General features: G+C 71.1%; 14 protein-coding genes. 8 read left to right on the top strand and 6 right to left on the bottom strand.

All coding sequences use genetic code 11. The features are described from left to right. Positions 1-186 precede the first annotated feature (186 nt). The 7 genes from galE (at position 187) to JS521_RS22875 (ending at position 11,436) form a co-directional block, all read left to right on the top strand. Complete coding sequence (gene galE, locus JS521_RS22905) at positions 187-1,227, top strand: UDP-glucose 4-epimerase GalE (RefSeq protein ID WP_205084821.1); 1,041 nt, start codon at positions 187-189, stop codon at positions 1,225-1,227. A 74-nt stretch (positions 1,228-1,301) separates the two neighbouring features. Beyond that, entirely contained in the window at positions 1,302-2,399 is a 1,098-nt protein-coding gene (locus tag JS521_RS22900) for a hypothetical protein (RefSeq protein WP_205084820.1), read from the top strand. After that, complete coding sequence (locus JS521_RS22895; protein WP_205084819.1) at positions 2,396-3,919, top strand: PLL family lectin; 1,524 nt, start codon at positions 2,396-2,398, stop codon at positions 3,917-3,919. The genes JS521_RS22900 and JS521_RS22895 overlap by 4 nt, the downstream gene beginning before the upstream one ends. A 182-nt stretch (positions 3,920-4,101) precedes the next feature. Beyond that, entirely contained in the window at positions 4,102-5,334 is a 1,233-nt protein-coding gene (locus JS521_RS22890) for a CDP-alcohol phosphatidyltransferase family protein (RefSeq protein WP_205084818.1), read from the top strand. A gap of 11 nt (positions 5,335-5,345) precedes the next feature. Continuing rightward, positions 5,346-9,890: a bifunctional glycosyltransferase/CDP-glycerol:glycerophosphate glycerophosphotransferase gene (locus JS521_RS22885; protein WP_205084817.1), complete on the top strand. Its 4,545-nt coding sequence runs from the start codon at positions 5,346-5,348 to the stop codon at positions 9,888-9,890. Further along, complete coding sequence (locus JS521_RS22880) at positions 9,880-10,680, top strand: rhamnogalacturonan acetylesterase (protein WP_307847937.1); 801 nt, start codon at positions 9,880-9,882, stop codon at positions 10,678-10,680. Before JS521_RS22885 ends, JS521_RS22880 begins: the two co-directional genes overlap by 11 nt. Before the next feature lie 12 nt (positions 10,681-10,692). Next, complete coding sequence (locus JS521_RS22875) at positions 10,693-11,436, top strand: Ig-like domain-containing protein (protein ID WP_205084816.1); 744 nt, start codon at positions 10,693-10,695, stop codon at positions 11,434-11,436. A 71-nt stretch (positions 11,437-11,507) separates the two neighbouring features. Here the strand turns inward: JS521_RS22875 and JS521_RS22870 are convergent, their stop codons facing one another. The 6 genes from JS521_RS22870 to JS521_RS22845 form a co-directional block, all read right to left on the bottom strand. Next, on the bottom strand, positions 11,508-13,637 hold the full coding sequence (locus JS521_RS22870; protein WP_205084815.1) for a 3-hydroxyacyl-CoA dehydrogenase NAD-binding domain-containing protein: 2,130 nt from the start codon (positions 13,635-13,637) through the stop codon (positions 11,508-11,510). Continuing rightward, positions 13,634-14,854: a thiolase family protein gene (locus tag JS521_RS22865; RefSeq protein WP_030709839.1), complete on the bottom strand. Its 1,221-nt coding sequence runs from the start codon at positions 14,852-14,854 to the stop codon at positions 13,634-13,636. Before JS521_RS22865 ends, JS521_RS22870 begins: the two co-directional genes overlap by 4 nt. A 133-nt stretch (positions 14,855-14,987) precedes the next feature. Continuing rightward, positions 14,988-15,686, bottom strand: a complete 699-nt coding sequence (locus JS521_RS22860) for a ferritin-like domain-containing protein (RefSeq protein ID WP_205084814.1) — start codon at positions 15,684-15,686, stop codon at positions 14,988-14,990. Between the two features lie 58 nt (positions 15,687-15,744). After that, positions 15,745-17,019 (bottom strand): HRDC domain-containing protein, encoded by a 1,275-nt coding sequence (locus JS521_RS22855; protein WP_205084813.1) that lies wholly within the window; start codon positions 17,017-17,019, stop codon positions 15,745-15,747. A 114-nt stretch (positions 17,020-17,133) separates the two neighbouring features. Next, on the bottom strand, positions 17,134-17,796 hold the full coding sequence (locus tag JS521_RS22850) for a response regulator transcription factor (protein WP_003965521.1): 663 nt from the start codon (positions 17,794-17,796) through the stop codon (positions 17,134-17,136). A gap of 212 nt (positions 17,797-18,008) precedes the next feature. Next, complete coding sequence (locus tag JS521_RS22845; RefSeq protein WP_205084812.1) at positions 18,009-18,668, bottom strand: DUF3000 domain-containing protein; 660 nt, start codon at positions 18,666-18,668, stop codon at positions 18,009-18,011. Between the two features lie 92 nt (positions 18,669-18,760). On the opposite strand from JS521_RS22845, the gene hemE reads away from it, so the two are divergent. Further along, a complete protein-coding gene (gene hemE / locus JS521_RS22840; RefSeq protein WP_205084811.1) occupies positions 18,761-19,858 on the top strand; it encodes a uroporphyrinogen decarboxylase in 1,098 nt (365 codons plus the stop codon). Positions 19,859-19,994: the final 136 nt, after the last annotated feature.

Raw genomic sequence — 19,994 nt, 5'->3', positions numbered from 1 at the left:
CCTGCCCTTTCCCCCCCGGCCGGGGGCGCGCACCTGGGTCTCGGCGGCCGCCCCGGGGCCGGCCGGCCGGGGCCGTGACCGGTCCGTGAATGTTCGACTGACCGAGCACTATAGAACAGATGAGCGCTGGAACTCGTGCGCCGATGCGGGTAATGGGGGATCGCGGCATCGAACTATTATTCGCTCATGACTTGGTTGATCACAGGCGGCGCGGGCTACATCGGAGCTCACGTCGTACGTGCGATGACGGAGGCCGGTGAGGCGGTCGCCGTCTACGACGACCTCTCCACCGGAGACAGCGGGCGCGTGCCGGACGGCGTGCCCTTCGTGCACGGCTCGACGCTCGACGCCGTCGGCCTGCGACGCGCCATGAAGGGCCTGTCGGTACGCGGCGTGGTGCACCTCGCGGCCAAGAAGCAGGTGGCCGAGTCGGTGGAGCGCCCGCTCCACTACTACCGCGAGAACGTCGAGGGGCTCCGGACGCTCCTGGAAGCGGCGGCCGACAGCGGGGTGGACGCGTTCCTGTTCTCGTCGTCCGCGGCCGTGTACGGAATGCCGGATGTGGCGCTTGTGACGGAGGACACTCCCTGCGCCCCCATCAACCCCTACGGCGAGACCAAACTCGCCGGTGAGTGGATGGTGCGCGCGGTGGGACAGGCGTCCGGCATGGCCACCGCCTCGCTGCGCTACTTCAACGTGGCGGGCGCGGCAGCGCCCCACCTCGCCGACGCCGGCGTCTTCAACCTCGTGCCCATGGTCTTCGAGAAGCTCACCGAGGGCGCCGCCCCGGTCGTCTTCGGGGACGACTACGACACCGCCGACGGCACCTGCGTCCGCGACTTCATCCATGTCGACGACATCGCCTCGGCCCATCTGGCGGTGGCCCGAGCGCTCGTAGGCCGCGGCCCCGGATCGGACCTGACGCTCAACATCGGCCGTGGTCAGGGAGTTTCGGTACGCGAGATGATCGCGCTGATCGGCGAGGTGACGGGGTACGGCCCGGCCGCGGCGCCGGCCTCCGCCCCGCGCCGACCGGGCGACCCGGCCCGGGTCGTCGCCTCGGCGGACCGGATCCGCGAGGAACTGGACTGGTCGGCGGCCCACGACGCCCGCCGGATGGTGGAGTCGGCCTGGGCGGGCTGGTGCCTGCGGCGCCCGGCCGCGCGGCGCGACCCCGCCGGGGTGCGGCCCGCTCCGCTCACCACCACCGGGGCCCGGCCCGCCTGACGCGACCGCGCACCGCCCCTGACCGATTCACTCCCTCGCACGGCGAGGGCCACCTGCCCGGGAGGGCGACGACCATGCCCAGCGCCTCCCCACGTCCGGCCGCGCGGCGCAACGACGCACCCGCGACCGGCTTCGGCCGCCCTCTCGGCGGTCCCTGGCTCGTGCCCGGACACGACGGCAGGCTGACGGCCTACGTCTCCGTGCGGGGCACGATCCTGCGGTGGACGCAGACCGCGGTCGGCGGTGACCGCTGGCAGGGGCCGGAGGCGCTCCCGGCCAAGGGTGTGACCCACCTGAGCGTGGTGTACGGGGCGAACCGCTACGCGCACTTCCTGGGGCTCCGCACCCGGCCGACGGGCGACGGCTGGTCCCGGGTCGACGTCATGTACGCCACCCAGTACCAGACGGCCCGGCCCATGACGCAGTGGCACACGCTGGGGAACCCGCACAAGGACATCGCGACGGCCGCCGAAGCGGGTGCGCCCACGGGCGTCGTCACACCGGACGGCGCGCTCCACGTCTGTGTCCCGACCGGTTCCGGCTCGCTGGAGCTGCGCCGCGAGGACGCGAAAGGCGCCTGGGGCGCCTGGAAGAGCCTTCCGGCGGCCGGAGCCACGGACGCCCCCGCCCCCGCAGCGACCTCCACCGGCCTGGTGGAGATCCTCGTCCCCACCCGGGTGTCGGCCCTGTACCTGCGCCAGGCGAAGAGCGGCGCACCCCTGGAACGGGGCGAGGAGGCGGGGGTTGTTCCGGTGCCGGGGTCGGCGACCCCGCTGGAGACCGCGCCCGGCCGGATCACCTACTACCTGACCGACGCGGGCGCCGGTGGCGTGGTCGCCCTGCGGCCCGGATCCTGGCCCCTGCCGCTGGGAGGGGCCCCGGCGGACGGTCGCATCGCCGCGCTGAGGACCTCCCTCGACGGCTTCGACTGTACGGTCCTGGCCGTCCGGGGGGCCGCCGGCACCGTCAACCTCGGGGTGTGCGCGACCGAGGGCGAGCAGTCCGGTGTGTGGTGGACCGACACCGCGATGCGCTGCCAGGGCGATCCGTCGATCGCGCGCGACGGGCGGGGGCGCGTGGTGGTGGCGGCCCTGGACACCGAGGGCCGGCTGACGGCGGCACGCCAGGAGGACGGCCAGGGCCTGACCCTCAGCGACTGGAGGCTGATATGAGTACCGCCGCTCTCCCGAGGGTGACGGTCGTCGCCGCGAAGCACCGCGACGCCGGTCCGCTCGTCGCCCTCCAGCGGGACGCCGCCGACCTCGCCGTGCTCTGCGCCGGGAGCGACGACAAGGAGGGCCGGGCGGTTCTGGACCGGGCACTCTCCGAGGCCGAGGGCCGTGGTTGCCGGGTGTCCCACGCCCCGCGGACGCTCACGGCGCAGCAGGGCGGCGGCAAGGAGGAATTGCTCAAGGAGTTCCACGAGCTCCGCCCGCAACGGCTGCTCCTGCCCGACCCCGATCCGGTCCGGTCCGGGTACGACGACAGCGCCGGTGTGCCGGTGCACGACGTACCGCCCGGACACGCGGTCACGGCACTCGACGCGCTCGCGGCCGCCCGGGAGTACCAGCACAGCACCGGAGAGCCGGTCTTCGTCGACTGCCGCAGGGCGGGGGCGGAGGACGGAGCCGACGCCGCCACCGTGCTCCGCTACCCGCACACGACCCACTGGCTGGCCGAGGGGTTCGACGGAAGGCTGAGCGCCTTTCTGCCCTCGGCGGACGGTGTGCTGCGCTGGACCCAGGACGAACCGGGCGGCCGCGGCTGGCAGGGGCCCGAACCGCTGGCCGGGCCGCACCTGATGCCGGGCCTCTCCGTACACCGTGACCCGCACGGGTTCGTCCATCTTCTGGCGCTGCGCAGGACACCGCGGAAGGACGGCGGGGAGGACGTCGCCGTCGTGCGGGCCGCGCAGTACCGCACGGGAGGCCCGCTCACCCCCTGGCACTCCCTCGGCAGCCCCAACCCCGGCGACCGGTACAAGAGCCGCGAGGTCGGGTTCCCGGCGGCGGGCTTCGACGCGTCCGGCAGCCTGTTCGTCTTCGCCCGGAACTTCGGACACAGCATCAGTGTCCGTGCGCAGGGGGCGGACGGACACTGGGCGCCGTGGCAGCACCTGAGGGGTGCCCGGGTCGCCGACGAGATCGTGACGGTGACCACGGCCCGGGGCGAGGTCGAGGTCTACGCCCGGGCCCGGGACACCGCCGCCGTGGTGCGGTGGCACCGGACCGGCGGGGTCTGGACCGAGGACCGGACCGTCCCCCTCGCCCCGGCCCCGGGCTCGCTGGCGGCCGGTCCCGAGCCCGGCACACTGCTCTTCCGGGACCTGGGCACGAACGAGCCCTGCGTCTGGCAGCCGGGTCTGGCGTCCGCCCTGCCGATCGGCGGCGCGGACGGCGCGGGGCCCGTCACCGGGGCGTCCGGCGTCGCGGCGGAGGGCTGGACGTACTCCGCCCTCGTACGCTCCGGGCCCGGCGGCACCTGCGTGGTCGGCGCCCACGCCCAGGGGCGGCCCGACACCGGGGTCTGGTGGAACGACCTCGGCGCGCGGTCCCCCCGGATGCCCGCGATGGTCCACGACCGCACGGGCGGGGTGACCTTGGCGACGGTCGACGCGGCGGGCCGGCTGTCGTTGGCGCACCGACAGTCACCGGACGGGGCCTTCGCCTTCGGTTCGTGGCACACAGCGTGACAGTTCTTCATCGAACGTGATCACTTCGCGATCCAACCGGCAGGAAACCTGGTGGTTCACTAGTGAACATTTGGTAATCTCTAAGAATCTCTCATGTGAAGAACCCGCGGGGGTTGCGTGAACATGGAGGCCCTCCTGTCCGGTATGGGGGTGTTCGCTGTCGTTCTCGTGACTGAGGGGTTATGGCCAAGCTGTCCCTGCGTGCCGTCCAGAAGCTCACCTGCAAGAAGCGGGACGCCTGGTGGACGGTGGTCCTGGTGGACCCGGTCGCGACCCGCATGCTCATCGTCATGGCGCGGTTCGGCTTCATCACCCCCAACCGGGTCACCTGGGCAGCGCTGTTCGTCGGCCTCGGCTCCGCCGGGTTCTTCCTCAAGGGCGACACGCAGTCCCTGCTCATCGGGGCCGCGCTGTACCACCTGAGCTTCATCCTCGACTGCATCGACGGAAAGCTCGCCCGGCTCAAGGGCAACGGCACCGTCTTCGGCGGCTGGCTCGACTACGTCTTCGACCGCATCCGGGTGCTCTTCTGCGCCCTGGCCCTGATGGGCGGCCAGTACCTCCGTAACGAAGACGAAAGGTTTCTGCTCGCCGCCCTGATGGTCGTCTTCCTCGACATGCTCCGCTATGTCGACGCCCTCCAGATCTACAAGATGCGCATGTCGATGCGAGCGAAGATCGAGAAGGTCACCAAGGAGCAGCAGGAGGCGGAAGCCGCCGCAGCGGCCTCCCGGGCCGAGGAGGAAGCACCGAAGGTCCGCTTCATGGAGGACCTCCTGCGCGAGAACCCCGAGGCCGAGGCCGAACTGCTCAAGGAGCAGGTCGGCGACGCCCAGGTCGTCGACCTGCACGCCCAGTTCCGCCACCGGTTCCCCTGGTACCTCAGGGTCCGTCAGGCTCTGCTGCGCAGCCGGATCAGACCCCACCTCATCAGTGGCATCGAGTTCCAGATGTTCATCTTCATCGTGGGACCGCTGATCGGCCAGATCCTGCTGACGACCGTGGTCTCGGCGGTCCTGATGGGCATCTTCGAGCTCATCATCATGTACAAGTTCTGGCTCTCCACCCGCGACTTCACCGCGGTCATGGCCGAGCTGAACGCGGCCGCCCCGAGCGAGGCCGGCAGCATCGCCCCCCACCTCCACCGCGGCCGGCACCGCCGCGGGGTGCCGGAACAGATCCTGGCCGACGCCGAGCTGCTCAACCCGCAGCCGGAGGAAGACCCCGGGTTCCAGCCCTATCCGCAGCCCTACGAGCCGCTCGCCCCGGGCGAATGGCCGCCGTACACGCCCGAATTCCCGCAGCCCGGGGAGCGCGTGTACGACTGGGAGACACAGCCCCTGCGGCAGGCACGCCCCATGTACGCCCCCCACACCCACCAGCCACATCAGCAACACGGTTTCCCGGGCCAGTGAGGGAGCTTCGCATGAGCTACGAACAGGACACCCCTGACGTCTGGGTGACGGTCGTCATCCCCGCCTACAACGCGGCCACGACGATCGGGAAGGCGCTGCAGTCGGCCGTCAACCAGACGTACGAACGGGTCGAGGTGATCGTCGTCGACGACGCCTCGACCGACAACACCCTCGACGTCGTCATGAGCTTCGGGGGGAACAACAACCGGGTCCGGGTCCTGCGCAGGCCGACGAACAGCGGCGGCGTGGGCGCGCCCCGCAACATGGGCATCGCCCAGGCGGCCGGCCGGTACGTGCTGTTCCTGGACTCCGACGACGAACTCCCGCCCCGGGCCTGCGAACTGCTGCTGGCCGGCGCGCTGGAGACCGGCAGCGACATCACGGCGGGCCGGGCGATCCGGGTCAACCGGGCCACCGGCGACAGCGAGGCATGGGCCCCGGAGGTGTACGCCATGGCGCGTACGGTGCCCGGCCTCGCGGAGTTCCCTCTGATGCTGACCGACCCCATCGCGGCGGCGAAGCTGTACCGCACGGACTTCCTGCGGGGGGCCGGCGTGTGGTTCCCCGAGGGGGTGTTCTACGAGGACACCTACTTCTCCACCGTCGCCGGCTGCCTCGCCGAGGGCATCACCGTCATCACCGACCCCGTGTACCGCTGGATGTGGGAGCCCGACGGCGGCTCTATCACCGGCCGTACCGGCGAACTGCGCAGCATCCGGGACCGGGTCGCCGTGCACCGCGCCACGGACGCCTTCCTCCTGGACCGCGGTCTGTGGCAGCTCAAGGTCCGCAAGGACTCCAAGTTCCTCGCGCACGACCTGCGGCTGTACATGCGGGCGCTCGCGGAGGGCGACCCCGAGTTCCAGCAGGGCTTCGCGGAGATCGCGAGCAACTACCTGTTCTCGGTCAGCGACGAGGCCTTCGAACTGTGCGACCCCGTGGACCGCGTGCGGGCTTACCTCGTCATGTACCAGGAGATCGAGGCCGCGCTGACGACGCTGGACTACGCGCAGCGCAAGAGCGTGCTCTCCTCCTTCCTCCTGGAGCAGGAAGGGCGCGTCTACTGGTCGGGAGACCATCTGCACCTGCCGAACGCCCGGCGCATGCTCGACGTCACCGAACTCGGCCTCACGCAGGACAAGCTCCTCCGCGAGCCGCTCTTCGCCCAGCTCGACAGCTGGTCGCTCGACGTGCCGTCGACGTTCCGGTTCCAGGGACGGCTGGTCAACCGGTTCGGGCGGATCACATCCGGCGACGACCTCAAGCTCACGCTCGCCGTACGCAACCGGCACACCAAGAAGGACATCTCGGCCCCCGTTCCGGGCGTCGAGATCGACGACCGTTTCGTCTCGTTCGGCGGGGCGGTGGACCTCGCGAGGCTGATCGGCGAGGACCGCGCGGAAAGCACCGTCTGGAACGTCTCCCTTGTCGTTGAGTGGAACCGGGCCCGTTCGCGGTCGCCGCTCAACGTGCGCGACGCCGACCTCGGCGGGCTCTGCTTCACCTCGGACGGTGAGGACTTCGAGGGCTATCGCACCGTCAGCGGAAACCTCGCCCTGCGCGGCGCCACGGCGGGCCGCCGGACCTTCGAACTGTCCCAGAGCGACCCCGAAGCGCCGTGGATGTGGTGGCGCGGCCGGCTCCACCGGCCGTTCGCCACCCAGGAGCACCCCTTCGAGATGGCCGTCGTCGTCCCCTGCTACAACGTGGCCAAGTACCTGGACGACTGCTTGGGCTCCATCGCCGCCCAGGACGGCTTCGCGGCCACCCAGGTCATCCTGGTCGACGACGGCGCGACCGACGAGACACCGCAGATCCTGGACGAGTTCGCCCGGTACTACGCCAATGTGACCGTGGTCCACCAGCAGAACGGCGGGCTCGGAAACGCCCGTAACAACGGTCTCGACCGCGTCACCGCCCCCTATGTCACCTTCCTCGACTCCGACGACATCCTCGGGGAGCAGGCGCTCTCCCTGATGCTCCAGGCGGCCTGGCGGGACGGCTCCGAGGTGGTCGTCGGCGACCTCGTGAACTTCCCGGACCGGCCGTACGGGCCGTGGAAGAAGTATTTCGGCGGCGGAGACCGCCGGATCGACGACTTCGCCGAGGTGCCCGACCTCATCTTCAGCGGCTCCGCCTGCAACAAGGTGTTCAGCACCGACCTGTTGCGCAGGCTGGGAGTGCGGTTCGGCGAGGGGGTCCACTTCGAGGACTCCTGGGTCACGCTGCCCAGCATGCTGAGGGCCGGGGCGATCAGCATCGTCGACCGCCCCGTCTACTACTACCGGGGGCGACCCGACGGTTCGTCCATCATGGACTCGCTGTGGAGCAAGCCGGCCAACTACCGTGACCACCTGCGGCTCAACCACTTCCTGCTGAACTACACCGCCACCGAGCGGTCCGACATCCGGCGCATGTTCCAGCGCTATGTGACCCGTACGTACAAGGGCTTCCTGTGCAACGCCCGCAACGTCATGGGGCGGGCCCAGCTGGCGGAGATGTTCCCGGACATCCACCGGCACTACACCCAGATACCCGACGAGGTCATTCTGGAGTTCGCGACCAACGCGGTTCAGCAGCTCGACCACTACGCGGCCAAGAGCGGCAACTTCGAACTCTTCCGAGACCCGGCGCCGTTCCTCGCCCGGGCCGAGCTGAGGCTGGAGATCGACGACGAGGGGTTCCACCGCAGCTTCGACGGCGGTGCGGGAAACACCCGCGCCGCGCGGGTCAACGACCCCAATGTCGTGGTGGAGTCCGTCCGCACCCGCGGCGACGTGCTGGTTGTCGAGGGCTGCATGTCCTTCCCCGGCATGGACATGAGCGGCCCGATGCACAACCCGATGGAATTCGTCTACCAGACGGCGAAGGCCAAGGTCAGCGTCGAGCTGCGGCAGGTGGCCCGACGCGACCTCTGGAACTCCCGCAACGGCCGCGACCTCTACGCCGGCTGGTACGCCGAGATCCCCCTCGCGGACCTGGTCCGCGGCGGTTTCGGGGTCGGGGACTTCCGCCTCCGGGTCCACCGAGTGGACCGGTCGCGCCAGCGCAACGTCGTCATGAAGGCGCGGCTGCCGCTCCACCGGCTCAAGGGCCCCGGGCGGATCGGCCGGCACCCCTACCTGCTCACCATCGGTGGTCAGGAGGCGCTCCACCTGCGTCTGGTCGACCGGAAGATCGGCGCCCGGGTCAAGCACACCCTGTGGCGTGTGGCGCGCGAGATCCGCATCCTCAAGACCCGCAACCCCGGGTGGCGGATGCGCCTCGCCTACTGGCTGACCTACCCGTTCCTCAACTCCCGCGAGATCTGGCTCATCGGTGAGCGCACGGACACCGCCCAGGACAACTCGTACCACTTCTTCAAGTGGATGCGGACCCACCGCAAGCGCCTCAAGGCCTACTACGTCATCGACGGCAAGTCCGCCGACCACGCCAAGGTCGCCCGCTTCGGCAGGGTGATCAAGCTCGGTTCGTTCAAGCACCGCATGTACCTGCTGCACGCGACCAAGCTCATCGGCTCCTACGACTCCGAGTCCTACCTGATCCCCGAGGGCTACCGGAAGGTGCTCTTCCTGCACCGGTTCGGCGAACTGGTGAAGTACCAGCGGGTCTTCCTGCAGCACGGAATCATCTACAACGACGTGACCGCCGGCGTCGACCAGCGGATCACCGGCTACGACATGATCGTGACCACCGGACACCAGGAGCGCGAGTACCTGGCGCTGGAGGCCGGGTTCGGGGACCGCGCGGTGCTGGCGGGTCTGCCCCGCTTCGACGCACTGCGCCGGGAGCCGGTCGAACGGCCGAGGATCCTGCTCATGCCGACCTGGCGGCAGTGGATCGTGACGGCCTCCTACAAGAAGTCGGCGGGCCCGGCCAAGACGGCCTTCACCCAGTCCGAATACTTCCGCTTCTACCGGTCGCTGCTGTCCGACCGGCGGCTCGCGACGGCGCTGGAACACTTCGGCGTCGACCTGGAGTTCTTCCCGCACTACGAGATCCGGCCGCACCTGCACCACTTCCGCATGGACTCTCCCGCCATCAAGGTCGCCGACCCGAAGACCCGTAACGTCCAGCAGGCCATGAAGGAGTGCTCCCTCATGGTCACGGACTACTCGTCGGTCTTCTTCGACGTGGCCTACATGGGAATCCCGCTCGTCCACGTCCCCTTCGACGAGGAGGACTTCTACGGGCGGCACTACAAGCGGGGCTATTTCAACCTGTCGGAACACGGCTTCGGGCCGGTCTGCCGCACGGTCGACCAGGCGGTCGACGAGATCATCGCCGCCATGGCACGGAAGTTCACGGTCGAGAGCCCCTACCGCGAGCGGGCCGAGAACTTCTTCGCGTACCGCGGGGACGGGAACTGCGAGCGGGTGTACGAGGAGATCGACGCCCTGGGCGACGCGAGCGCCGCCGACCTCGGGCCGTCCGGACCGGTGGGCGAGCTGTCCGCCCCCGCCGCGCACCTGGACGCGACCCCGCTGGGCGCCGACGCCGATCTCTACGACGCGCGCCACCTCGCGCGGGACGGAGCGTGGGAACGTGCGGTGTGACGGGAACCTCTCGCCGGCGGGGCCGCCCAGGATCTTCCTGGCCGGCGGATCGGCGGTCGTGACGCGCGAGATGAGCAAGGCGCCCATGACCGGCTGGGGCCAGGTGCTCCACCTCTTCCTCGCCCCCGAGATGGAGGTCGTCAACTGCGCCCGGGCCGGAGCGAGCACACGGACCTTCAGCGACCGTGGCCGCCTCGACTGGATCCTGGCGAACATCCGCCCGGGGGACTATCTGATCGCCTCGTTCGGGATCAACGACGGCAAGCCCGAGGAGTGGCTGCGGACCGAGGCCTACGGCGACTTCCCGGTCTACCTGCGCCGGTTCATCGACGGAGCGCGGGAGCGCAACGCCCATCCGGTCCTCGTCAGCCCGCCCGAGCGCGACACCCACGATGTGCACGGCAACCTGCCGCAGAGCATCACGGAGTACGTGATGGCGCAGGCGGGCGTGGCGGCCGAATGCAGCGTCCCCTTCATCGACCTCTACGGTCAGAGCCGCGACTGGTGGTCGGATCTCGGCCCGGAAGGCGTCCGTCCCTTCTTCGTGCACCTGGAACCGAACGAGCACCCGAACTACCCGGAGGGCTTCCACGACCCGGGCCACCTGGTGCCCGCCGGGGCGATCGCCTGCGCTCGCTACGTCGCCTATTCACTGGTGGCCGAACAGATCATCCCCGCGCACTGGGCCCGCGACCTGGACCGCGGGCACTTCCCGCCGGACGCGGTGACCTGGCTCGACGACGCGACCCACGAAGCACTGACCCGAGCACGCACCCTGGGCAAGGGCTGAGAGGCGGACGACATGAGCACCTTCACCCTGGCCCGCTTCCACAGCGTCCAGAGCGACGCCCCCTCGATCGTCTGCCAGTCGGAGCTGCGCAGCGACCACGACCCCGACCTGCCGGTCCGCCCGGGCGAACGGATCGGCTTCGAGTGGACCCTGACCCCGCACGGCAACGGAACGCGCTACTACGGCTATCTCATGGCGCAGTCGTTTACGCGGGTCGCCACCATCGAGAACATGGCCGGTGTGAGCATGCTGCCCTCGGGCGAGCGGTACGCCACCTCGACGGGGCCCGGCGAGCAGCGCGTCGCCAAGTTCACCCTCCGGGTGAGCACCTATGTACCGCCCGATGCGTTTCTGGTCCCCGTCCTGCGGGCGGGCATCATCGCGGACGGCGGCAAGGGGCTCACCTCCACGACCTTCTCCGTCAAGGACCGCGGCTTCCGGGTGGCCGCACTGCCTCCGCTGGGCCGCAGCCTGCTGTTGATGCCGGGGCACCGCGGGGTCCTCAAGGGCCTCACCGACGGCCTGGGCGAAGGCGTCCGGCTCATCGGGGTCGGCCCGGCCCGGCACGGCGTCACCGCCGTCGAACCGGACGGGTCGGTGGTCTACGACCCCTTCCACGGGCACCTGGGGTACGACTGGTTCGACTACGTACTCGACCCGGGCACCGGCGTCCCGGTCCGGGGCAGAATCACGGTCCACGTCGGCGACCTGGGCGCCGTGCCCGGCGTCCTGCGCCCCGGCGCCCCGAACCACTGAGGTCCCGCGCACACGCGAACGGGCCGTACAGGATTCCTCCTGTACGGCCCGTCGCCGTTCATGCCGTACGGCTAGGCGGGCACGCTCGCCACGCCCTGCGCCAGGAACGGCTTGCCGTTCACCCGCTGGGAGACGCCCTCACGGTCCAGGTACGGCGTGATGCCGCCCAGGTGGAAGGGCCAGCCCGCACCGGTGATCAGGCACAGGTCGATGTCCTGGGCCTCGGCGACGACGCCCTCGTCCAGCATCAGGCCGATCTCCTGCGCCACCGCGTCGAGGACGCGGTCGCGGGTCTGCTCCTCGGTGAGGACGGTGTCGCCCTGCTTGAGGAGCGCCGCGACCTCGGGGTCGAGGACCGGCGCACCGGAGTCGTAGACGTAGAAGCCGCGCTTGCCGGCCTTCACGACCGCCGCGAGGTTCTGCGAGACGGTGAAGCGCTCGGGGAAGGAGCGGTTCAGGGTCTCGGAGACGTGCAGCCCGATGGCCGGGCCGACCAGCTCCAGCAGCACCAGCGGGGACATCGGCAGGCCGAGCGGCTCGACGGCCTTCTCCGCGACCTCGACCGGGGTGCCCTCGTCGATGACGTTCTGGATCTCGCCCATGAAGCGGGTGAGGATGCGGTTGACGACGAACGCCGGGGCGTCCTTCACCAGGACCGCGGTCTTCTTCAGCTTCCGGGCCACACCGAACGCGGTGGCCAGCGAGGCGTCGTCCGTCTGCTCGCCGCGCACGATCTCCAGCAGCGGGAGGATCGCGACCGGGTTGAAGAAGTGGAAGCCGACGACCCGCTCGGGGTTCTTCAGCTTCGACGCCATCTCGGTCACCGACAGCGAGGAGGTGTTGGTGGCGAGGATCGCGTGCGCCGGGGCGACCGCCTCGACCTCCGCGAACACTTGCTGCTTGACGCCGATCTCCTCGAAGACGGCCTCGATGATGAAGTCCGCGTCCGCGAAGCCCTCGGCCTTGTCGAGGACACCGGAGACCAGGCCCTTGAGACGGTTGGCCTTGTCCTGGTTGATGCGGCCCTTGCCGAGCAGCTTCTCGATCTCGGCGTGGACGTAGCCCACACCCTTGTCGACGCGCTCCTGGTCGATGTCCGTGAGGACGACCGGGACCTCCAGGCGGCGCAGGAAGAGCAGCGCCAGCTGCGAGGCCATCAGACCGGCGCCGACGACGCCGACCTTGGTGACCGGGCGGGCCAGGCTCTTGTCCGGGGCGCCGGCCGGGCGCTTGGCGCGCTTCTGCACCAGGTTGAAGGCGTAGATGCCGCTGCGCAGCTCGCCGCCCATGATCAGGTCCGCGAGCGCCTGGTCCTCGGCGTCGAAGCCGGCGGACAGGTCGCCGTCCTTGGCCGCCGCGATGATGTCCAGCGCGCGGTACGCCGCCGGGGCCGCGCCGTGCACCTTGGAGTCCGCGATGGCCCGGCCGCGGGCGACAGCCGCGTCCCAGCCCTCGCCGCGGTCGATCTCGGGCCGCTCGACGGCCAGCTCGCCCTTGAGGACGGCCGCCGTCCAGATCAGCGACTGCTCCAGGAAGTCCGCGCCCTCGAAGATCGCGTCGGCGATCCCGAGCTCGAAGACCTGCTTGCCCTTGAGCTGGCGGTTCTGGTTGAGCGAGTTCTCGATGATCACCGAGACCGCGCGGTCCGCGCCGATCAGGTTCGGGAGCAGCGCGCAGCCGCCCCAGCCGGGGACCAGGCCGAGGAAGACCTCGGGCAGCGAGAACGCCGGGATGGCGGTGGAGACGGTGCGGTAGGAGCAGTGCAGACCGACCTCGACACCGCCGCCCATGGCCGCGCCGTTGTAGTACGCGAAGGTGGGGACCGCGAGGCCGGAGAGGCGGCGGAAGACGTCGTGGCCGCCCTTGCCGATGGCGAGCGCGTCCTCGTGGCGGCCGAGCAGCTCGACGCCCTTGAGGTCGGCGCCGACCGCGAAGATGAACGGCTTGCCGGTGATGCCGACGCCGGTGATGGTGCCGTCCGACGCCTCCTTCTCGACCTGGTCGATCGCGGCGTTCAGGTTCGCCAGCGACTGCGGTCCGAAGGTGGTCGGCTTGGTGTGGTCCAGGCCGTTGTCCAGGGTGATGAGCGCGAACCGCCCGGCACCGGACGGCAGGTCCAGGTGGCGTACGTGCGCCTGCGTGACGACCTCGCCGGGGAACAGCTCGGCCGCACCCTTCAGAAGCTCAGTGGTGGAGCTCACTTGTTGCCTCCGTCGAAATTCGGGTTCTCCCAGATGACCGTGGCGCCCATGCCGAAGCCGACGCACATCGTCGTCAGGCCGTAGCGGACCTCGGGCTGCTCCTCGAACTGCCGGGCCAGCTGCGTCATGAGCCGGACACCGGAGGAGGCGAGCGGGTGGCCGTACGCGATCGCGCCGCCGTACTGGTTCACGCGGGCGTCGTCGTCGGCGATGCCGTAGTGCTCCAGGAAGGCGAGCACCTGCACGGCGAACGCCTCGTTGATCTCGAAGAGACCGATGTCGGAGATGGAGAGACCGGCCTGGGCCAGCGCCTTCTCCGTCGCCGGGATCGGGCCGTAGCCCATGACCTCCGGCTCGACGCCCGCGAAGGCGTACGACACGAGGCGCATCTTGACCGGGAGGCCCAGCTCGCGGGCGACGTCCTCGGCGGCGAGCAGGGATGCGGTGGCGCCGTCGTTGAGACCCGCGGCGTTACCGGCCGTCACGCGGCCGTGGGCGCGGAAGGGGGTCTTCAGACCGGCCAGGGACTCCAGCGTGGTGCCCGGGCGCATCGGCTCGTCGGCGGTGACCAGGCCCCAGCCCGTCTCGCCCGCCTCGGCGTTGGTGCGACGCACCGATACCGGCACCAGGTCCTGCTGGATCTTGCCGTTGGCGTACGCCTTGGCGGCCTTCTCCTGCGAACGCACCGCGTACTCGTCGGCGCGCTGCTTGGTGATCGTGGGGTAGCGGTCGTGCAGGTTCTCCGCCGTCATGCCCATGAAGAGGGCGGACTCGTCGACCAGCTTCTCCGACACGAACCGCGGGTTCGGGTCGACGCCCTCGCCCATCGGGTGGCGGCCCATGTGCTCGACGCCACCGGCCACGACGACGTCGTACGCGCCGAAGGCGATGGAACCGGCCGTCGAGGTGACGGCGGTCAGCGCGCCCGCGCACATGCGGTCGATCGAGTAGCCGGGGACGGACTGCGGCAGACCGGCCAGGATTCCGGCGGTACGGCCCAGGGTGAGGCCCTGGTCCCCGATCTGCGTGGTCGCGGCGATGGCGACCTCGTCGATCTTCTTGGGGTCCAGGTCCGGGTTGCGGCGCAGCAGCTCCCGGATGGCCTTCACGACGAGGTCGTCGGCGCGGGTCTCGTGGTAGATGCCCTTCGGGCCCGCTTTGCCGAACGGGGTGCGGACGCCGTCGACGAAGACGACGTCCCGGATGGTACGAGGCACGGTGGCTCTCCTCCAGGGTGCGGGATGGCACTGCTGCGGGGCACGCCACGGGGGCGCACCGCCTGCCATCATGCTACTTGCGGGTAACCAGACTGCCCACCCCCCGGGGCCGGAGCGTCGAAGGTCACACCGTTCACCGCATGGTCGCAGCGATCGGCCCCGAGGACCGGACCACCTCACGGACGAACCGGAACCGCCCCACGCCCAGCCGCCGCAGCGCCGGCCCGTGGTCCACGGCCACCACCGACGAGGCCACGGCCAGGGCGGCCCGCCACCCGGAGGTCACCAGCACCCGCACCGGCGGCGGAAGCGGACGCAGGCCCCGGCGCAGGCGGTCGCAGTGGAAGGGCACATGCCGCTCCTCGTCGGAGAGGATCCGCCCCGCCACCTCCCGCGTCAGCGCATCGCCGGCTCCGTCCCGCAGCGCCCGGTAGTACCGCAGCGCGACCACCTCCGCGATCATCAGGACCAGCAGTTCGAGGCGGAGCCCCAGCGCCCGGCGCAGCGTCACGAAGACCCGGTCGCTCCAGTGCGAGGCGATCACCGGCGCGCCGCCGGAGGCCAGCAGAAGCGCCAGCAACCTGGCGTGATTTCGCTCCTCCGCGACGAACATCCGCACCGCCGACGCGTACTCCGCGTCACCGGCCGCCTCCGCTTCGGTGATCAGCTCGGCCCCGTCGCCGTCCTCGCCTACCTGGAAGCGCTGTACGCTGCGGCGGATCGCGGGGTGCAGCTCCACCCCGGTCTCCCAGTCCGGATCGCCGCGCACCGCCCGCGCGTCCCGCGCGGCCTCGAAGTCGCGTATCCAGTCGCCGTACGCCGTCATGCCCAAGCCCGCCCCCATCCGTGCCGCCCCCGTGTCGGCCCGCCGTGTCTGCTCCTCGCAGGCGTCAGACGGTGGCGTCCAGCGCCCGGACCAGGAGCGGGGCGACCTGCTGGATCTGCCAGTTCCGCGCCCCGTACCCGGCGAGGGTGTCCTCGACGGCGCCCGGGGTCGGGTTCTTCGGCGGCTCCCAGCAGACCCGGCGCACGGTGTCCGGGGTGATCAGGTTCTCCTGGGGCATGTGGAGGCGCTCGGCCAGCTCGGAGACGGCGGTACGGGCGGCGGAGAGCCGGGCCGCGGCGGCCGGGTCCTTGTCGGCCCAGGAGCGCGGGGGAGGCGGTCCGGCCGGCTGCTGGCCGGGCTGCGGCAGCTCCGACTCGGGCAGCGCCTTGGCCCGGTCCACGGCCGCCTGCCACTGCTCCAGCTGACGGCGTCCCATGCGGTGGCCGAATCCCGGCAGTGCGGTCAGGGCCTGTACGTCGACCGGCAGCGCGAGCGCGGCCTCGACGATCGCGGCGTCGCCGAGCACCTTGCCCGGCGAGACGTCACGGCGCTGGGCGACCTGGTCCCGGGTGGTCCACAGCTCCCGGACGACGGCCATCTGACGGCGGCGGCGCACCTTGTGCATGCCCGAGGTGCGGCGCCAGGGGTCCTTGCGGGGCGGCGCGGGCGGCGCGGCGGCGATGGCGTCGAACTCCTCGCGGGCCCACTCCAGCTTGCCCTGCCGCTCCAGCTCCTCCTCCAGCGCGTCGCGCAGGTCGATCAGGAGCTCCACGTCGAGCGCGGCGTAGCGCAGCCAGGGCTCGGGCAGCGGGCGGGTGGACCAGTCGACCGCGGAGTGGCCCTTCTCCAGGGCGTACCCGAGGACGTTCTCCACCATCGCGCCGAGGCCGACGCGCGGGAAGCCCGCGAGCCGCCCCGCCAGCTCGGTGTCGAACAGCGAGGTGGGGGTCATGCCTATGTCCCGCAGGCACGGCAGGTCCTGGGTCGCCGCGTGCAGGATCCACTCGGTGCCGCTCAGCGCGGAGCCGAGGCCGGAGAGGTCGGGGCAGCCGACCGGGTCGACCAAGGCGCTGCCCGCGCCCTCGCGGCGCAGCTGTACGAGGTAGGCGCGCTGGCCGTAGCGATACCCCGAGGCGCGCTCGGCGTCGACGGCCACCGGGCCGCTGCCCGCGGCGAAGGCGGCGATCACCCGGGCGAGGGCGTCGTCGGACGTCACCACCGGGGGAATGCCCTCGCGTGGCTCCAGCAAGGGGATCGGCGCCGGGGCGACGTCGGCCGGGGGAGCGCCCCCGGTGGTTCGCAGTGAAGTGTCTGCTGCGGTCTCTTGGGCGTCGGTCACGTGTCAAGGGTATCTGTGTATGCACGGAGCCCCTCGACGGGACGTTGCGTCGACCCGCGGCCATGCACGTATTCCAGCCGGAGACGCATCGGTGCACGTCCCGGCGGGGTGCGGTCAGTGGATGATGCCCGTCCGCAGGGCGACCGCGACCATGCCGGCCCGGTCTCCGGTGCCGAGCTTGCGGGCGATGCGGGCGAGGTGGGACTTGACGGTCAGGGCGGAGAGGCCCATCGAGACGCCGATGGCCTTGTTGGACTGGCCTTCGGCGACCAGGCGGAGCACCTCCACCTCGCGTCCGGACAGTTCGCGGTAGCCGCCCGGGTGGCTCGGGGAGCCGGGAGGCCTGCGGTGCATACGGGCCGCGTTGGCGCCGATGGGGGCGACGCCGGGGCGGGTGGGGTGGCCGATGTTGGTTCGGGTGCCGGTGACGACGTAGCCCTTCACGCCGCCCGCGAGGGCGTTGCGAACGGCGCCGATGTCGTCGGCGGCGGAGAGGGCGAGACCGTTGGGCCAGCCTGCGGCGCGGGTCTCGGACAGCAGGGTCAGCCCGGAACCGTCGGGCAGGTGGACGTCGGCAATGCAGATGTCGCGCGGGTTGCCGACGCGGGGACGTGCCTCCGCGATGGACGACGCCTCGATGACGTCACGTACTCCGAGGGCCCACAGATGGCGGGTGACGGTGGAACGGACGCGCGGGTCGGCCACGACGACCATGGCCGTCGGCTTGTTCGGGCGGTAGGCGACCAGGCTTGCGGGCTGCTCAAGGAGAACGGACACCAGGCCTCCTGGGGGGAGTGGTGGGACGGGCCGGCTCGGGGGGTGAAGCCGGCGGCGAACCGTGCTTGAAGGGTCATTGACCTCTTCGGCAGCGGACCCGTCCTCCTTTAGGGGAAGATCACGATTTGGTGAGTAACAATTCGGGCAAATAGGACGCGCGATCGATTGTACGAAAAGAGATCCGGCGCTTGTGCGAAACGGGTGACGGAGTGTTACGAAACCTGCGGCCCGCGCCGCTGCGGCAGCGTCACCACCGCCGCGTCCGCCGGATCCGACGGCGGCAGCCCCGCGATCTGGCACAGCAGGTCGCCCCAGGCCATCAGGTGTGACGCGGTGTCCGGGATCCCGCCGCGCCATTCCCTCGGCGTCCACGAGGCGCGGATCTCGATCTGCGTCGCGGGACGGCGCGCGGACAGCGCACCGAAGTAGTGCGATCCGGCGCGTGTCACCGTCCCGCCGGCCTCTCCGTACGCCAGGCCCCGCGCGTCCAGCGCACCCGTCAGCCAGGACCAGCACACCTCCGGCAGCAGCGGGTCCGCCGCCATCTCCGGCTCCAGCTCCGCACGGACCAGGGTCACCAGCCGGAACGTGCCCTGCCAGGCGTCGTGCCCCGCCGGGTCGTGCAGCAGGACCAGTCTGCCGTCCGCGAGATCGTCCTCGCCGTCCACCACCGCCGCCTCCAGGGCGTACGCGTGCGGAGCCAGGCGCTGGGGCGGCCGGGTCGCCTCCACCTCCAGCTCCGGGCGCAGCCGCGCGGTTCGCAGCGCGTCGACCGCCGCCAGGAACGCGGGCGGTACGGAAGGACCCTCCGCGCGGTCCTTGCCGTCAACGCCGTCGGAATGATCGGAAAATTGTCCCTGAGCCGGAGCCATGCGGGGAAGAGTAGGCGGAAGGCGGGCCGCGCGCAGGGAGAGACACCCGTGCGGGGCCGGGCTCCTTCGGCACGCGTGCGAAGATTCTGTGCGTGAGTGCCAACGACAGCCCTTCGGGCCAGCAGACGACGACCTCCGCCAGCCTCGACGCGGTCCGCAACGCCACCCACGACTCGGCGTTCCTGAAGGCCTGCCGCCGCGAACCCGTACCGCACACGCCGGTCTGGTTCATGCGCCAGGCGGGACGCTCGCTGCCCGAGTACCTGAAGGTCCGCGAGGGCATCGCGATGCTCGACTCCTGCATGATGCCGGAGCTGGTCGCCGAGATCACCCTGCAGCCCGTGCGCCGCCACAAGGTCGACGCCGCGATCTACTTCAGCGACATCGTCGTGCCCCTGAAGGCCATCGGCATCGACCTCGACATCAAGCCCGGCGTCGGCCCCGTCATCGCCGAGCCGATCCGCAGCCGCGCCGACCTGGCCCGGCTGCGCGACCTGACCCCCGAGGACGTCCCGTACGTCACCGAGGCCATCGGACTGCTCACCGCCGAGCTGGGCGCCACCCCGCTCATCGGCTTCGCCGGGGCCCCCTTCACGCTGGCCAGCTACCTCGTCGAGGGCGGCCCCTCGCGCAACCACGAGCGCACCAAGGCCATGATGTACGGCGACCCGCAGCTCTGGGCCGACCTCGTGGACCGGCTCGCCGAGATCACCGGCGCCTTCCTCAAGGTCCAGATCGAGGCAGGCGCCTCCGCCGTCCAGCTCTTCGACTCCTGGGTCGGCGCGCTGGCCCCCGCCGACTACCGCCGCGCGGTGCTCCCCGCCTCCGCGAAGGTCTTCGACGCCGTCGCCCCCTACGGCGTCCCCCGCATCCACTTCGGCGTCGGCACCGGCGAACTGCTGGGCCTGATGGGCGAGGCCGGCGCGGACGTCGTCGGCGTCGACTGGCGCGTTCCGCTCGACGAGGCCGCCCGCCGCGTCGGCCCCGGCAAGGCGCTCCAGGGCAACCTCGACCCGGCCGTCCTCTTCGCGCCGACCCCGGCCGTCGAGGAGAAGACCCGCGAGGTGCTGGACGCCGCCGCCGGTCTGGAGGGCCACATCTTCAACCTGGGCCACGGCGTCATGCCGAACATGGACCCGGACGCGCTCACCCGCCTCGTGGGCTACGTCCACGAGCAGACCGCGCGCTGAAGCACGCACGCAGCAGGGGGGGGGCCCCCCGGGCCCCCCCCCGCGGGGGGGGGGCCGGGGGGCCGTTCCGGTCATCACGCGTGCGACCGGTCCGTCGGTCGTCACTCACGCGTGCGAGCGTCAGTCGTCGCCGCTG

It is taken from the genome of Streptomyces durocortorensis (genome assembly GCF_016901035.1).
Lineage (GTDB): Bacteria > Actinomycetota > Actinomycetes > Streptomycetales > Streptomycetaceae > Streptomyces > Streptomyces durocortorensis.
The sequence above is the reverse complement of the archived record's forward strand: the minus strand, read 5'-3'. Positions and strand labels throughout refer to the sequence as shown.

Excerpts from the sequence above, each read along its gene's own strand:
- galE (WP_205084821.1), top strand. The coding sequence starts at position 187 with ATGACTTGGTTGATCACAGGCGGCGCGGGCTACATCGGAGCTCACGTC.
- JS521_RS22900 (WP_205084820.1), top strand. The coding sequence starts at position 1,302 with ATGCCCAGCGCCTCCCCACGTCCGGCCGCGCGGCGCAACGACGCACCC.
- JS521_RS22895 (WP_205084819.1), top strand. The coding sequence starts at position 2,396 with ATGAGTACCGCCGCTCTCCCGAGGGTGACGGTCGTCGCCGCGAAGCAC.
- JS521_RS22890 (WP_205084818.1), top strand. The coding sequence starts at position 4,102 with ATGGCCAAGCTGTCCCTGCGTGCCGTCCAGAAGCTCACCTGCAAGAAG.
- JS521_RS22885 (WP_205084817.1), top strand. The coding sequence starts at position 5,346 with ATGAGCTACGAACAGGACACCCCTGACGTCTGGGTGACGGTCGTCATC.
- JS521_RS22875 (WP_205084816.1), top strand. The coding sequence starts at position 10,693 with ATGAGCACCTTCACCCTGGCCCGCTTCCACAGCGTCCAGAGCGACGCC.
- JS521_RS22845 (WP_205084812.1), bottom strand. The coding sequence starts at position 18,668 with ATGGCTCCGGCTCAGGGACAATTTTCCGATCATTCCGACGGCGTTGAC.